At 60.4% G+C, this 14,326-nt stretch carries 8 protein-coding genes, 3 tRNA genes and 3 rRNA genes; 12 read left to right on the top strand and 2 right to left on the bottom strand.

Translation table 11 applies throughout. From position 1 onward, the window contains the following. Nucleotides 1-106: 106 nt before the first annotated feature. A complete protein-coding gene (pyrF, locus tag BMW66_RS09725) occupies nucleotides 107-802 on the bottom strand; it encodes an orotidine-5'-phosphate decarboxylase (protein WP_093117915.1) in 696 nt (231 codons plus the stop codon). A gap of 115 nt (nucleotides 803-917) precedes the next feature. Between pyrF and BMW66_RS09720 the strand changes: the two genes are divergently transcribed. After that, complete coding sequence (locus BMW66_RS09720; protein WP_093117913.1) at nucleotides 918-1,658, top strand: DUF3592 domain-containing protein; 741 nt, start codon at nucleotides 918-920, stop codon at nucleotides 1,656-1,658. Nucleotides 1,659-1,898: 240 nt separating this feature from the next. Then, complete coding sequence (gene clpB / locus BMW66_RS09715) at nucleotides 1,899-4,517, top strand: ATP-dependent chaperone ClpB (RefSeq protein ID WP_093117911.1); 2,619 nt, start codon at nucleotides 1,899-1,901, stop codon at nucleotides 4,515-4,517. Between the two features lie 74 nt (nucleotides 4,518-4,591). Here the strand turns inward: clpB and BMW66_RS09710 are convergent, their stop codons facing one another. Continuing rightward, nucleotides 4,592-5,035: a DUF302 domain-containing protein gene (locus BMW66_RS09710; RefSeq protein ID WP_093117909.1), complete on the bottom strand. Its 444-nt coding sequence runs from the start codon at nucleotides 5,033-5,035 to the stop codon at nucleotides 4,592-4,594. A gap of 91 nt (nucleotides 5,036-5,126) precedes the next feature. Here BMW66_RS09710 and BMW66_RS09705 point away from each other — a divergent pair, with 91 nt between their 5' ends. The 10 genes from BMW66_RS09705 (at nucleotide 5,127) to BMW66_RS09660 (ending at nucleotide 14,324) form a co-directional block, all read left to right on the top strand. Further along, nucleotides 5,127-6,620, top strand: a complete 1,494-nt coding sequence (locus BMW66_RS09705; RefSeq protein WP_093117907.1) for an FMN-binding glutamate synthase family protein — start codon at nucleotides 5,127-5,129, stop codon at nucleotides 6,618-6,620. A 70-nt stretch (nucleotides 6,621-6,690) separates the two neighbouring features. Further along, complete coding sequence (msrP, locus tag BMW66_RS09700) at nucleotides 6,691-7,590, top strand: protein-methionine-sulfoxide reductase catalytic subunit MsrP (protein ID WP_093117905.1); 900 nt, start codon at nucleotides 6,691-6,693, stop codon at nucleotides 7,588-7,590. 3 nt (nucleotides 7,591-7,593) lie between these two features. Continuing rightward, nucleotides 7,594-7,800 (top strand): GDCCVxC domain-containing (seleno)protein, encoded by a 207-nt coding sequence (locus BMW66_RS20590; RefSeq protein ID WP_093117903.1) that lies wholly within the window; start codon nucleotides 7,594-7,596, stop codon nucleotides 7,798-7,800. Then, nucleotides 7,785-8,402 (top strand): protein-methionine-sulfoxide reductase heme-binding subunit MsrQ, encoded by a 618-nt coding sequence (gene msrQ, locus BMW66_RS09690; protein ID WP_245729431.1) that lies wholly within the window; start codon nucleotides 7,785-7,787, stop codon nucleotides 8,400-8,402. Before BMW66_RS20590 ends, msrQ begins: the two co-directional genes overlap by 16 nt. Before the next feature lie 600 nt (nucleotides 8,403-9,002). Then, nucleotides 9,003-10,468, top strand: a 16S ribosomal RNA gene (locus BMW66_RS09685). A gap of 141 nt (nucleotides 10,469-10,609) precedes the next feature. Continuing rightward, nucleotides 10,610-10,686: transfer RNA gene (locus BMW66_RS09680), tRNA-Ile, on the top strand. 24 nt (nucleotides 10,687-10,710) lie between these two features. After that, nucleotides 10,711-10,786: transfer RNA gene (locus tag BMW66_RS09675), tRNA-Ala, on the top strand. A gap of 372 nt (nucleotides 10,787-11,158) precedes the next feature. After that, nucleotides 11,159-14,004, top strand: a 23S ribosomal RNA gene (locus BMW66_RS09670). 87 nt (nucleotides 14,005-14,091) lie between these two features. Beyond that, nucleotides 14,092-14,206: ribosomal RNA gene (gene rrf / locus BMW66_RS09665) — 5S ribosomal RNA — on the top strand. Together the 16S, 23S and 5S rRNA genes with 3 tRNA genes alongside form the textbook arrangement of a ribosomal RNA operon. 41 nt (nucleotides 14,207-14,247) lie before the next feature. Continuing rightward, a tRNA-Met gene (locus BMW66_RS09660) sits at nucleotides 14,248-14,324 on the top strand. Nucleotides 14,325-14,326: the final 2 nt, after the last annotated feature.

Raw genomic sequence — 14,326 nt, 5'->3', positions numbered from 1 at the left:
ACAAATATCCCGGGGTCCGGGGCAGAGCCCCTGGGCCTGCGCGGCCCGAGCGCAATGATGAAAGAGAGCGCCGCAAGGCGCCCCGCCAGGACACCGCCGGTTCCGGTCAAACCCGGCGCAGCTCTTCGAGAATCGCCTGCGCGGCCTTGCGGGGGTGTTCGGCGGTCCAGACCGGACGGCCCACGACGATATGATCGGCCCCGCCGGAGATGGCCTCTGCGGGGGTGGCGATGCGCTTCTGATCGCCGGGCGCCGCACCTGTGGGGCGCACGCCGGGTGTCACGATGAGCCGGCCCTCCGCCTCCGGCAGGGCGCGGATCATCGCCGCTTCCTGCGGCGAGGCGATCACCCCGTGCGCCCCGGCCCCGAAGGCACGCCCCGCGCGTTCGCAGACCAGATCGGCCATCGCGCCCGGCTTTATCAGGCTGTCGTCGAGATCGCCGCGGTCGAGCGAGGTGAGAATCGTCACGGCGAGGATCTTCAGGTCCGTGCCGGCCGCCCCTTCGCGGGCGGCGCGCACCACATGCGGATCGCCATGCACCGTCAGGAAATCGAGATCGAACTGCGCCAGCCCGCGCACCGCCGTCTCCACCGTCGCGCCGATGTCGAACAGCTTCATGTCGAGAAAGATGCGCTTGCCGTGCTCCTGGGCGAGTTCATTGGCCAGCGCCAGCCCGCCACCGGTCAACATCCCGAGCCCGATCTTGTAGAAGGACACGGCATCGCCGATCTCCTCGGCCAGTTTCAGCCCGGCCAATGCGTTGGGCACATCGAGGGCGACGATCAGGCGGTCATCGGACATTCGGGGCTCTCCTTGCTGTCGGGGTGGCCCCTTGTTGCCCCGCGGCCCGGCGCCGTCAAGGGCGCGTCGGGACGCCAGACTTGAACGCGGCCCCGGCCTGTGGCAGCGTTCGGCTATGGCGCGTGTTGCGAGAACCGAACCGGTGCCGATCTGGCGCCTGTTTCTCCGGATGGGCGGGTGGTTCACGCTCATCTTCGCCGCTGTGGCCGTGATCCTGACCCTGATCGGCAGTCGCGAAAGCACCTTGGCGAAACGGTTCGAGACCGAGGGCCGCACCGCCACGGCCACGGTCATGGAACGGTCCACCACCACCAGTCGTGACAGCGACGGCAACAGGTCAACCACCTACTACCTGTCCCTGCGCTTCGAGACCCGGGAAAACCGTGTCATGAACGTCCGGCGCAGTGTGAAGCGCGGCATCTACTCGTCGGTCGCGGAGGGCGATACGCTGCCGGTATGGTATCTGCCAAGCGACCCGGACACCGTCGCCATGTCGGAGAATGAAAAGCAGGCGAGTGCGAACCTTCTGCAAATGCTTTCGCTTGGGTTCGGGGCGCTGACGCTGGGGATGCTTTGGTATTCGGGTCACGGTGCGGTGGCGGCGGTGCGGGCGCGGCGCTTTGGCAGGCGCGAGACCGCTACGGTCACAGGGCTCAAGCGCACGAATACCCAGGTGAACAAGAAGTACCGCTACCGGCTGACATGGCGCGAACGGAACGGCCGTGTCGGCGAGAGCCTGATGTATCCCCGCGAAGCGTTGGAGGATATCCCCGAAGGCAGCGAGATCGCGGTTTATCAGGGGCTCAAACGCGCCTGGTGGACGGGCGATGTCGGCGAACGGCGGGGCAGGGGGTAGGCGCCCCGGTCGCGGTGGGCGCCTTGCGTGGATGCACATCGCCGACCTCGGAGGGAAACTGGAATATTGCGCCATGGCAAGGCCTTGGCGCGCAACTGCGGTCCGCTTCGCCGAAGAAATCTTCTCTTCTGTCTTGAACCTCACAGCGCCGTTACCCATTTCATTTGCAAGGTTCCCGAACGCCGCACGCCTAACGCTGGGTGCGCAACCGGGGTAACGCTTGTGTAAAGGAGAATTTCTATGGACTTGAGCAAGTTCACGGAACGGTCGCGTGGTTTCATCCAGGCGGCCCAGACGATCGCGATGCGCGAGAACCATCAACGGATGGTGCCCGAGCATATCCTCAAGGCAGTGATGGACGACGATCAGGGGCTGGCGTCCAACCTGATCAAGAGCGCTGGCGGCGCGCCGGAGCGCGTAGTCGAGGCGCTGGAGGCGGCGATGCGGAAGATCCCGCAGGTGACCGGCGATTCCGGTCAGCCCTATCTCGACAATGCCACTGTGAAGGTTCTGACCGAGGCCGAGAAGGTCGCCCAGAAGGCGGGCGACAGTTTCGTGCCGGTGGAGCGTATCCTGATGGCGCTGGTCATGGTCAAGAGCGGCGCGAAAGAGGCGCTGGAGGCCGGTGCCGTGTCCGCGCAGAAGCTCAACGAGGCGATCAACGACATTCGCAAGGGCCGCACCGCCGACAGCGCCAGTGCCGAGGAAGGGTATGACGCGTTGAAGAAATATGCGCACGACCTGACGCAGGCGGCACGCGAGGGCAAGATTGACCCGATCATCGGCCGCGACGAGGAAATCCGCCGCGCCATGCAGGTTCTGAGCCGCCGGACCAAGAACAACCCGGTTCTGATCGGCGATCCCGGCGTGGGCAAGACCGCCATCGCCGAGGGCCTCGCGCTTCGGATCATTGATGGCGACGTGCCCGAATCGCTGCGCAACAAGCGGCTGATGGCGCTTGACATGGGCGCGCTCATCGCCGGGGCGAAATACCGCGGCGAGTTCGAGGAGCGTCTCAAGGCGATCCTGAAGGAGATCGAGGCCGCCGCCGGTGAGGTCATCCTTTTCATCGACGAGATGCACACCCTTGTCGGTGCGGGCAAGTCGGATGGCGCGATGGATGCCGCCAACCTGATCAAGCCGGCACTGGCGCGCGGGGAGTTGCATTGCATCGGTGCGACGACGCTTGATGAGTATCGCAAGTATGTCGAGAAGGACGCGGCCCTTGCCCGCCGGTTCCAGCCGCTGATGGTGGACGAGCCGACGGTGGAGGACACGATTTCCATCCTGCGCGGGATCAAGGAGAAATACGAGCTTCACCACGGGGTGCGCATCTCCGACTCCGCGCTGGTGGCGGCGGCGACATTGTCGAACCGCTATATCACCGACCGTTTCCTGCCGGACAAGGCCATCGACCTGATGGACGAGGCGGCCAGCCGTCTGCGCATGGAAGTGGACAGCAAGCCCGAAGAGCTTGACGCGCTGGATCGTGACATCCTGCAAAAGCAGATCGAGGCCGAGGCCCTGCGCAAGGAGGATGACGCGGCATCGCGTGACCGGCTTGAGACGCTGGAGCGGGAGCTTTCGGAGTTGCAGGAGAAATCCGCCGAGATGACCGCGCAATGGCAGGCCGAGCGCGACAAGCTCGCCTCTGCGCGTGAGCTCAAGGAGCAGCTTGACCGGGCGCGCGCCGATCTCGACATCGCCAAGCGCGAGGGCAATCTGACCCGCGCGGGAGAGCTCAGCTATGGCATCATCCCGCAGCTTGAAAAGCAGCTTTCCGAGGCCGAGAAGCAGGAAGACGATGGCGTGATGGTCGAAGAGGCCGTACGCCCCGAGCAGATCGCGCAGGTCGTGGAACGCTGGACCGGGATTCCGACGGCGAAGATGCTCGAAGGCGAGCGCGACAAGCTTCTGCGGATGGAAGACGGGCTGCACAAGCGCGTCATCGGTCAACACACCGCCGTGCGCGCGGTGGCCAATGCGGTGCGCCGGGCGCGTGCGGGGCTTCAGGATGAGAACCGCCCGCTGGGCTCTTTCCTGTTCCTTGGCCCCACCGGCGTCGGCAAGACGGAGCTGACCAAGGCGTTGGCGGAATTCCTGTTCGACGACGAGGACGCGATGGTGCGTATCGACATGTCGGAGTTCATGGAAAAGCACTCTGTCTCGCGCCTGATCGGTGCGCCTCCGGGCTATGTCGGCTATGACGAGGGCGGCGTTCTGACCGAGGCCGTGCGGCGCAGGCCCTATCAGGTCGTGTTGTTCGACGAGGTGGAAAAGGCGCACCCGGATGTGTTCAACGTCCTGTTGCAGGTTCTCGATGACGGTGTGCTGACCGACGGTCAGGGCCACCGTGTCGATTTCAAGCAGACGCTGATCGTTCTGACCTCCAACCTTGGCAGCCAGGCGCTCAGCCGTCTGCCCGAGGGGGCCGATTCCGACCAGGCCAAGGCCGAGGTGATGGAGGCCGTGCAGGCCCATTTCCGGCCCGAGTTCCTCAACCGGCTGGATGAGACGATCATCTTCGACCGGCTGGGCCGCGAGGACATGGGCGGCATCGTGGACATCCAGCTTGGCCTGCTGCGCAAGCGGCTCGCGGCGCGGAAGATCCACATCGAGGTGGACGACGCGGCCAAGGAATGGCTGGCCAACGAGGGCTATTCCCCGGTCTTCGGGGCGCGTCCGCTCAGAAGGGTGATCCAGACCGCGTTGCAGAATCCGCTGGCCGAGATGCTGCTGGCCGGTGACATCCGCGATGGAGAGACGATTCCGGTGACGGCCGGGGTTGACGGGCTCATCATCGGGGACCGCGTGGCCAACTCGGATCGCCCGCGGCCAGACGATGCGGTCGTCCACTAGCACCACATCGGCAGAAAAACGAAAGGCCCGCCAGAGATGGCGGGCCTTTCTGATGTCGGATCAAGGTGCGCGGTTCAGAATTCCAGCGCGGATTGCACGATCTCGTCGAGCATTTTCTCGACCTTTTTCATCGGACCTTCGGGCATGACGCGATAGCCGACCACCGTTTCGTCGGGGTTCTCGGCGGTCTGCATGACGAAGATGCCATAGGGGCAGTATTGCAGGTTCATCGGATCGGCCTCCATCACCTCGCGGGAGACCTGCGCCGAGCAGAAGGTAAAGACCTTCGCATTCAGATAGAGCGTCACGTCAGAGCCGACATCGCCCTTCGTGCGTTCGAGCATGTCGCCCACATGGCTTACGTGGTCGATCACAAGGCCCTGATTGGTGATGGCGTTTTCCACCCCGAACGCTACATCCTCATAGGCGGTGTCGGTGGTGTAGGTGCGCGCCTCTTCGGCCACGGCGGCGCCGGTGGCGAGCGTGGCGGCGGTAACGATTGCGGCTAGGATTTTCATGGGCTTCCCCCCTATGGTGACAATGCTTGCCCGCAAGGTTGACACATTCAGCAAATTTAATCCATGCGGCATATGAGAAAAGGGAGGAGAAATGCTGAGCGCGTTCACCATTGCCGAGGCCCTTGCCCTGATCTTCGTGGTGCTGATCGGGCTTGCCGTGCTGGCGCTGCTGGTGCTGTTCGTGATCGATCGGTCCCAGACCGGCGATGCGATCCGGCGCAACTATCCTGTGATCGGGCGGTTCCGGCATCTGTTTTCCACACTGGGGGAATTCTTCCGGCAGTATTTCTTTGCCATGGACCGCGAGGAGCTTCCGTTCAACCGGGCGCAGCGGGAGTGGGTGGATCGCGCGGGGCGGGGCAAGGGGAACATGGTGGCCTTCGGTTCCACCCGCAATCTTGGCGTGGTGGGCACGGCGATTTTCGTCAACGACCCGTTCCCGCCGCTCAACGACGAGTTCGCGAGCTCCGAGCCGCTGATTATCGGGCCGGGTGCGCGCGTGCCCTATAAGGCTCAAAGCATCTTCAACGTGTCCGGCATGAGCTATGGCGCGATTTCGAAACCGGCGGTGCAGGCGCTGAGCCGGGGTGCGAAAGAGGCGGGTATCTGGCTCAACACCGGGGAAGGGGGGTTGTCGTCCTTTCATCTTGAAGGGGGGTGCGATCTTGTCTTCCAGATCGGCACCGCGAAATTCGGCGTGCGCGACGCGCAAGGCACGCTCAGCGATGAGCGGCTTGAGGCGGTGGCGGCGCATGAGGCCGTGCGCATGTTCGAGATCAAGCTGTCGCAGGGCGCGAAACCCGGCAAGGGCGGCATCCTTCCCGGCGCCAAGGTGACGGAGGAGATCGCGGCCATCCGGGGTCTGCGCGTGGGGCAGGATGCCCTCTCGCCCAACCGTCACCTTGAGATCGACGATTTCGACGCGCTTCTCGACATGGTGGCGCATGTGCGCGAGGTCACGGGAAAGCCGGTGGGGATCAAGCTCGTGGTGGGCAGCGAAGGCCCGTTTCGGTCGCTGTTCGAGACGATCACCCGGCGCGGCCCGCAATCGGCCCCGGATTTCATCACCATCGATGGCGGAGAGGGCGGCACCGGGGCGGCGCCCATGCCGTTGATGGATCTTGTCGGGATGCCGATCCGCGAGGCGGTGCCGCTTGTCGTCGATCTGCGCGACGCGTTCGGCCTTCACGATCGTATCCGCATCATTGCCAGCGGCAAGCTGATCAACCCCGGTGACGTGGCCTGGGCGATTGCGGCGGGGGCTGATTTCGTCACCACCGCACGCGGGTTCATGTTCGCGCTTGGCTGTATTCAGGCGATGAAATGCAACCGCAACACCTGCCCCACCGGGGTGACAACGCATGACCCGCGCCTGCAAAAGGGGCTGGTGGTGGAGAGCAAATATCGCCGCGTTGCCAATTATGCGCGGTCCATCATCTCGGAGGTGGAGACCATCGCCCATTCCGTCGGCGTCAGCGAGCCGCGCAAGCTCGGCCGTCGCCATGTGCGCCTTGTGCAGGCCAATGGCCGGTCCGAACCGATGGACAGGATCTATTCGGGCGCGACGGTTTCCACGTCATCGTGATCGGGTGGCATTTGGGCTTTGCCCTGTTTCGCCCTAAACTCCTCTGCACGGGTGACAAACAAGGTGACACATGGCCGGACGCTGGATCAATGACCTGACACGGGCGGATGCGACGCCCGAGGCGGGGTTTCTCAATCGCCGGCAGATCATGGCGGGGATGGCGGGCGCGGGGCTGGTCGCGATGGCGGGCGGGGCGCGGGCCACCACGCCTGAGCCCGATGATTGGGACGTGATAACCCAATACAACAACTACTACGAGTTCGGCACCGGCAAGGACGATCCGGCCGAAAAGGCCCACCGCCTGACGACGGAGCCGTGGAGCGTGACTATCGACGGGATGGTGGAGCGCCCCGGCGCCTATGGCTTTGACGAGATCATGCAGGCGATGACGATGGAGGAGCGCATCTATCGCTTCCGCTGTGTCGAGGCGTGGTCGATGGTTGTGCCGTGGAACGGGTTCGAGCTGGCCGATCTTCTGGACATGGCGGGGGTGAAGGAGGGCGCGAAATACGTCGCCTTCGAGACCGTGCTGCGCCCGGACGAGATGCCGGGCGTGCGCTTTCCGGTGCTTGACTGGCCCTATGTGGAGGGGCTGCGCCTCGATGAAGCGGTGCATCCGCTGACCATCATGGCAACAGGCATCTATGACCGCCCGATCCCGAACCAGAACGGCGCGCCGCTGCGGCTCGTCGTGCCGTGGAAATACGGGTTCAAGTCGATCAAGTCCGTGGTGCGGATCACACTGACCGATACGCAGCCGCCGACGAGCTGGAACACGTCAAATCCGCGCGAATACGGGTTCTATAGCAATGTGAATCCCGAGGTGGATCATCCCCGCTGGAGCCAGGCGTCCGAACGGACCATCGGTGGCGGGTTCTTCGCCAAGCGCAAGCCGACGCTCATGTTCAACGGGTATGAATCGGAGGTTGCCGCGCTTTATGAGGGAATGGACCTGCGGGAGCATTTCTGAGCCATGCAGTATCACAGCGATCTGACCTGCCCCCGGTGCGGGCACACCGCACGGTTCGAGATGCCGGGCGATGCGTGCCAGTTCTTCCTCGAATGCCCCGGCTGCGGCGTTGTTCTTCGGCCAAAGCCGGGTGATTGCTGCGTGTTTTGCTCCTATGGCACGGTGCCCTGTCCGCCGGTGCAGGCGGGTGGGGGATGCTGCGGGGCGTGATGCGCGACCGGATCAACGGGGCGCTGCGGCGGGTGCCGGCGTGGCCGTTCTATCCGCTTGCCGCGCTTTATCCCGCATGGCTTTTCTATCGTGGGCTGACCGGGGGGCTGGGCGTCGATCCGGTCAAGGCGATGGAACACGCGATGGGGGAGGCGGCGCTGCAACTGCTGGTGCTGGGTCTGGCGATCACGCCGCTGCGCCGGTTTGCCGGAATCAACCTGTTGAAGTTCCGCCGCGCGCTTGGGTTGGCGGCGTTCTTTTATGTCTGCGTGCATCTGCTGGTCTGGCTGGTGCTGGACGTGCAGATTCCGGCACAGATCTGGGCCGATATTCTCAAGCGTCCCTATATCACCATCGGGATGGCCGGATTCGCGTTGCTCGTTCCGCTGGCGATCACGTCGAACAACCGATCGGTGCGGCGTCTGGGTCCGGCGGGGTGGCGACGCCTGCATCGGCTGACCTACGCGGCGGCGATTCTGGGGGCGGTTCACTTCCTGATGCTGGTGAAAGGGTTCCAGATGGAACCGATCCTCTATCTCGCGGCGATTCTGGCGCTTCTGGGTATGCGACTCGCCCCGAAACCACAGCGCAAGGCGGCCTGAGTCGCGTGAGTCTGTGGGTAGCTTTGTGGATAACTCTGAAGGGGCGGCGCGGGCTCTTCAGACTGCGGAACAATATTGCGCGAAGACCCGGTGTTTGCGCAATGAGATTTGCGTAAACCCCTGTTTTTCGGGGAAAAACCGGGTTCATGAAAAAAAGATGACATCGGGCGAAAAAACCGCTTGCGGGTTTGGGTGAGTAACCTTAGAACCCCCTTCACCGGCGGCGCAGAGGCGCGGTTGGGGCGGCTGGGCCGCGGTGCTGCAAGGCGGCGCGGACCTGGTTGAGGACTTTAGAGGCAGGTGATACGGGTTGCGCCGTTTGATTTGGGGCGCTTCCGGTTGATTTTGTCTCTGCGCTTTTTGACATTGATGTATGACTGAAGAGATATGTGGGCGGTTTGGTTCATTTCGATGGACGGACGTTTGCATATCGGGTCTCTAGGGGTTTTGCCCCGATGATGAGATTGAACAGCTTCACTGTTTGACGGACTTCGTTTCTTTTGGAGACGATGTGCATCAGACAGAAGAGTGCACCGGGTTTAGCCACTCGGTGCGATGTGCAGAGGTTCGAACGTCATGGATACGCCCGCGAGGGCGTTTCAACTTGAGAGTTTGATCCTGGCTCAGAACGAACGCTGGCGGCAGGCTTAACACATGCAAGTCGAGCGAAGTCTTCGGACTTAGCGGCGGACGGGTGAGTAACGCGTGGGAACGTACCCTTTTCTGCGGAATAGCCACTGGAAACGGTGAGTAATACCGCATACGCCCTTCGGGGGAAAGATTTATCGGAGAAGGATCGGCCCGCGTTAGATTAGGTAGTTGGTGGGGTAATGGCCTACCAAGCCTACGATCTATAGCTGGTTTTAGAGGATGATCAGCCACACTGGGACTGAGACACGGCCCAGACTCCTACGGGAGGCAGCAGTGGGGAATCTTAGACAATGGGCGCAAGCCTGATCTAGCCATGCCGCGTGAGTGATGAAGGTCTTAGGATCGTAAAGCTCTTTCGCCTGTGAAGATAATGACGGTAGCAGGTAAAGAAACCCCGGCTAACTCCGTGCCAGCAGCCGCGGTAATACGGAGGGGGTTAGCGTTGTTCGGAATTACTGGGCGTAAAGCGCACGTAGGCGGATTGGAAAGTTGGGGGTGAAATCCCGGGGCTCAACCCCGGAACTGCCTCCAAAACTCCCAGTCTTGAGTTCGAGAGAGGTGAGTGGAATTCCGAGTGTAGAGGTGAAATTCGTAGATATTCGGAGGAACACCAGTGGCGAAGGCGGCTCACTGGCTCGATACTGACGCTGAGGTGCGAAAGTGTGGGGAGCAAACAGGATTAGATACCCTGGTAGTCCACACCGTAAACGATGAATGCCAGTCGTCGGGTTGCATGCAATTCGGTGACACACCTAACGGATTAAGCATTCCGCCTGGGGAGTACGGTCGCAAGATTAAAACTCAAAGGAATTGACGGGGGCCCGCACAAGCGGTGGAGCATGTGGTTTAATTCGAAGCAACGCGCAGAACCTTACCAACCCTTGACATCCTCGGACCGCCGGAGAGATCCGGTTTTCTCGTAAGAGACCGAGTGACAGGTGCTGCATGGCTGTCGTCAGCTCGTGTCGTGAGATGTTCGGTTAAGTCCGGCAACGAGCGCAACCCACATCCTTAGTTGCCAGCAGTTCGGCTGGGCACTCTAGGGAAACTGCCCGTGATAAGCGGGAGGAAGGTGTGGATGACGTCAAGTCCTCATGGCCCTTACGGGTTGGGCTACACACGTGCTACAATGGCAGTGACAATGGGTTAATCCCCAAAAACTGTCTCAGTTCGGATTGTCGTCTGCAACTCGACGGCATGAAGTCGGAATCGCTAGTAATCGTGGAACAGCATGCCACGGTGAATACGTTCCCGGGCCTTGTACACACCGCCCGTCACACCATGGGAGTTGGTTCTACCCGACGGCCGTGCGCTAACCTCTTCGGAGGGGGCAGCGGACCACGGTAGGATCAGCGACTGGGGTGAAGTCGTAACAAGGTAGCCGTAGGGGAACCTGCGGCTGGATCACCTCCTTTCTAAGGATGATCGTAGCTGGATGGCTTGCCATTCACGTCGATCACTTAGCAAAGATCAACAAACAAAGTTGGTCAAACTCAGGACCAGGCCGTCCTCATATCTCTTCAGTATCAGACATGCGGGCTACCGCCCGTTACTATGGGTCGGTAGCTCAGGTGGTTAGAGCGCACGCCTGATAAGCGTGAGGTCGGAGGTTCAAGTCCTCCTCGACCCACCATGACTTCCCGCGAGGGAGCCAGTGGGGGCCTTAGCTCAGCTGGGAGAGCGCCTGATTTGCATTCAGGAGGTCACCGGTTCGATCCCGGTAGGCTCCACCAACCCCACGATTCGACCGCCAAGCGCTTTCGAGTGTTTGGCCGTCCAATCGGACGGATTTAACATCGTGAAGAGAGAAACATTACGACACTGTCGGTCGTCACGAGTGGGTGACGATCTCTGCCGGTGCCCTTCGGGGCCGGTGGCGCGCAACATGCATTCCTTGGGTGTTGTCGTCATATCCTGGCCGAAACAGGCAGTGTTGTCCAAGTCAAGTACACTAACCCGAGCAGCCGCAAGGTTGCTCATTGTCCGCTTCACCGACATGAAGCGGGCGGGAAAAGTATGACTTTTGGTTCGGAAACAGGATCTTGATGCTGACCAGCTGCAAGATCACGACAGGCATGAGTTTGTGTCTGTCTCTTTCTGGATCAAATCAAGCGCGAAAAGGGCGTTTGGTGGATGCCTAGGCAGTAAGAGGCGATGAAGGACGTGATACTCTGCGATAAGCTTGGGGGAGCCGAGAATAGGCTTTGATCCCAGGATCTCCGAATGGGGCAACCCACCTGACAGTTTGTTATAATAGCCCTCGGGCTGCTTATAACGGGCTGAAACAGGTACTTGAGACCTGAATACATAGGGTTTTAAGAGCGAACCCGGGGAACTGAAACATCTAAGTACCCGGAGGAAAGGAAATCAATTGATACTCCCTCAGTAGCGGCGAGCGAACGGGGACCAGCCGAGCCTTGAGAGTGAGAAGAACATGCTGGAAAGCATGGCCATAGCGGGTGACAGCCCCGTATTCGAAGCTCAATGGGACGCATTAAGTAGGGCGGGACACGTGAAATCCTGTCTGAAGATCGGGGGACCACCCTCGAAGGCTAAGTACTCCTTACTGACCGATAGCGAACCAGTACCGTGAGGGAAAGGTGAAAAGCACCCCGACGAGGGGAGTGAAACAGTACCTGAAACCGGACGCCTACAATCAGTCGGAGGGGCCTTGAGCCCTGACGGCGTACCTTTTGTATAATGGGTCATCGACTTGGTCTCACGAGCAAGCTTAAGCCGTTAGGTGTAGGCGCAGCGAAAGCGAGTCTTAATAGGGCGCATGAGTTCGTGGGATCAGACCCGAAACCGAGTGATCTAGGCATGACCAGGATGAAGGCAAGGTAACACTTGCTGGAGGTCCGAACCCACACCTGTTGAAAAAGGTCGGGATGAGTTGTGCCTAGGGGTGAAAGGCCAATCAAACTCGGAGATAGCTGGTTCTCTGCGAAATCTATTTAGGTAGAGCGTCATCCGAATACCCCCGGGGGTAGAGCACTGGATGGGTAATGGGGCCCCACAGGCTTACTGATCCTAACCAAACTCCGAATACCGGGGAGTACTGGGTGGCAGACAGACTGCGAATGCTAACGTCCGTAGTCGAGAGGGAAACAACCCTGACCTACAGCTAAGGCCCCCAATTCATGGCTAAGTGGGAAAGCAGGTGGGACGACCAAAACAACCAGGAGGTTGGCTTAGAAGCAGCCATCCTTTAAAGATAGCGTAACAGCTCACTGGTCTAAACAAGTTGTCCTGCGGCGAAGATGTAACGGGGCTCAAGCCATGAGCCGAAGCTTAGGATGCACATAGTGCATGGTAGCAGAGCGTGGTGTGACATAGCTCCATGCCTCTTTTGCGGACGGTGGGATCAAACCCACCCTACGTAATGGAGGCACGGGAGCTTTCTGTGAAGCCGGGGCGTGAGCCATCCGGTGGAGAGATCACCAGTGAGAATGATGACATGAGTAGCGACAAAGAGTGTGAGAGACACTCTCGCCGAAAGTCCAAGGGTTCCTGCTTAAAGCTAATCTGAGCAGGGTAAGCCGGCCCCTAAGTCGAGGCAGAAATGCGTAGACGATGGGAACGGGGTTAATATTCCCCGGCCAGGAGGATGTGACGGATCGCGGATGTTGTTCGCCCTTATCGGATTGGGCGGGCCGCTGAGCGGTTCCTGGAAATAGCCCTCCATCAGACCGTACCCTAAACCGACACAGGTGGACTGGTAGAGAATACCAAGGCGCTTGAGAGAACGATGTTGAAGGAACTCGGCAAAATACCTCCGTAAGTTCGCGAGAAGGAGGCCCGGTTTGCACGCAAGTGTTGGCCGGGGGCACAAACCAGGGGGTGGCGACTGTTTACTAAAAACACAGGGCTCTGCGAAGTCGCAAGACGACGTATAGGGTCTGACGCCTGCCCGGTGCCTGAAGGTTAAAAGGAGGGGTGAGAGCTCCGAATTGAAGCCCAGGTAAACGGCGGCCGTAACTATAACGGTCCTAAGGTAGCGAAATTCCTTGTCGGGTAAGTTCCGACCTGCACGAATGGCGTAACGACTTCCCCGCTGTCTCCAACATCGACTCAGCGAAATTGAATTGCCTGTCAAGATGCAGGCTTCCCGCGGTTAGACGGAAAGACCCCGTGCACCTTTACTACAGCTTCGCACTGGCATCAGGATTGTGATGTGCAGGATAGGTGGTAGGCTTTGAAACGGGAACGCTAGTTCCCGTGGAGCCTCCCTTGAGATACCACCCTTCGCACTCTTGATGTCTAACCGCGGTCCGTTATCCGGATCCGGGACCCTGCGTGGCGGGTAGTTTGACTGGGGCGGTCGCCTCCTAAAGCGTAACGGAGGCGCGCGAAGGTTGGCTCAGAGCGGTCGGAAATCGCTCGTTGAGTGCAATGGCAGAAGCCAGCCTGACTGCGAGACTGACAAGTCGAGCAGAGTCGAAAGACGGCCATAGTGATCCGGTGGTCCCGAGTGGAAGGGCCATCGCTCAACGGATAAAAGGTACGCCGGGGATAACAGGCTGATACTGCCCAAGAGTCCATATCGACGGCAGTGTTTGGCACCTCGATGTCGGCTCATCTCATCCTGGGGCTGGAGCAGGTCCCAAGGGTACGGCTGTTCGCCGTTTAAAGAGGTACGTGAGCTGGGTTTAGAACGTCGTGAGACAGTTCGGTCCCTATCTGCCGTGGGTGTAGGATACTTGAGAGGAGTTGCCCCTAGTACGAGAGGACCGGGGTGAACGATCCACTGGTGGACCTGTTGTGGCGCCAGCCGCAGTGCAGGGTAGCTATGATCGGAAAGGATAACCGCTGAAGGCATCTAAGCGGGAAGCCCCCCTCAAAACAAGGTATCCCTGAGGGCCGTGGTAGACCACCACGTCGATAGGCCGGAGATGTAAGCGCAGCAATGCGTTCAGTTGACCGGTACTAATGGCCCGATAGGCTTGATTTGATCCAGTAAAAGACAGACATACCGGATCCAGAAGCCATACATCAAAAGTGACTGACTTGGACAAAAATCAACGGGGGCTTTCCTCGGTTTGGTGGTCATAGCACGAGCAAAACACCCGGTCCCATTCCGAACCCGGTCGTTAAGTGCCGTAGCGCCGATGGTACTGCGTCTCAAGACGTGGGAGAGTAGGTCGCCGCCAAACCTAGAAAAGCCCCCCGTTTCTCTCTTCACAAAACACCCTGACGCGGGGTGGAGCAGCCCGGTAGCTCGTCAGGCTCATAACCTGAAGGTCGTAGGTTCAAATCCTACCCCCGCAACCAAA

It is taken from the genome of Salinihabitans flavidus (assembly GCF_900110425.1).
Taxonomy (GTDB): Bacteria; Pseudomonadota; Alphaproteobacteria; order Rhodobacterales; family Rhodobacteraceae; genus Salinihabitans; species Salinihabitans flavidus.
The sequence above is the reverse complement of the archived record's forward strand: the minus strand, read 5'-3'. Positions and strand labels throughout refer to the sequence as shown.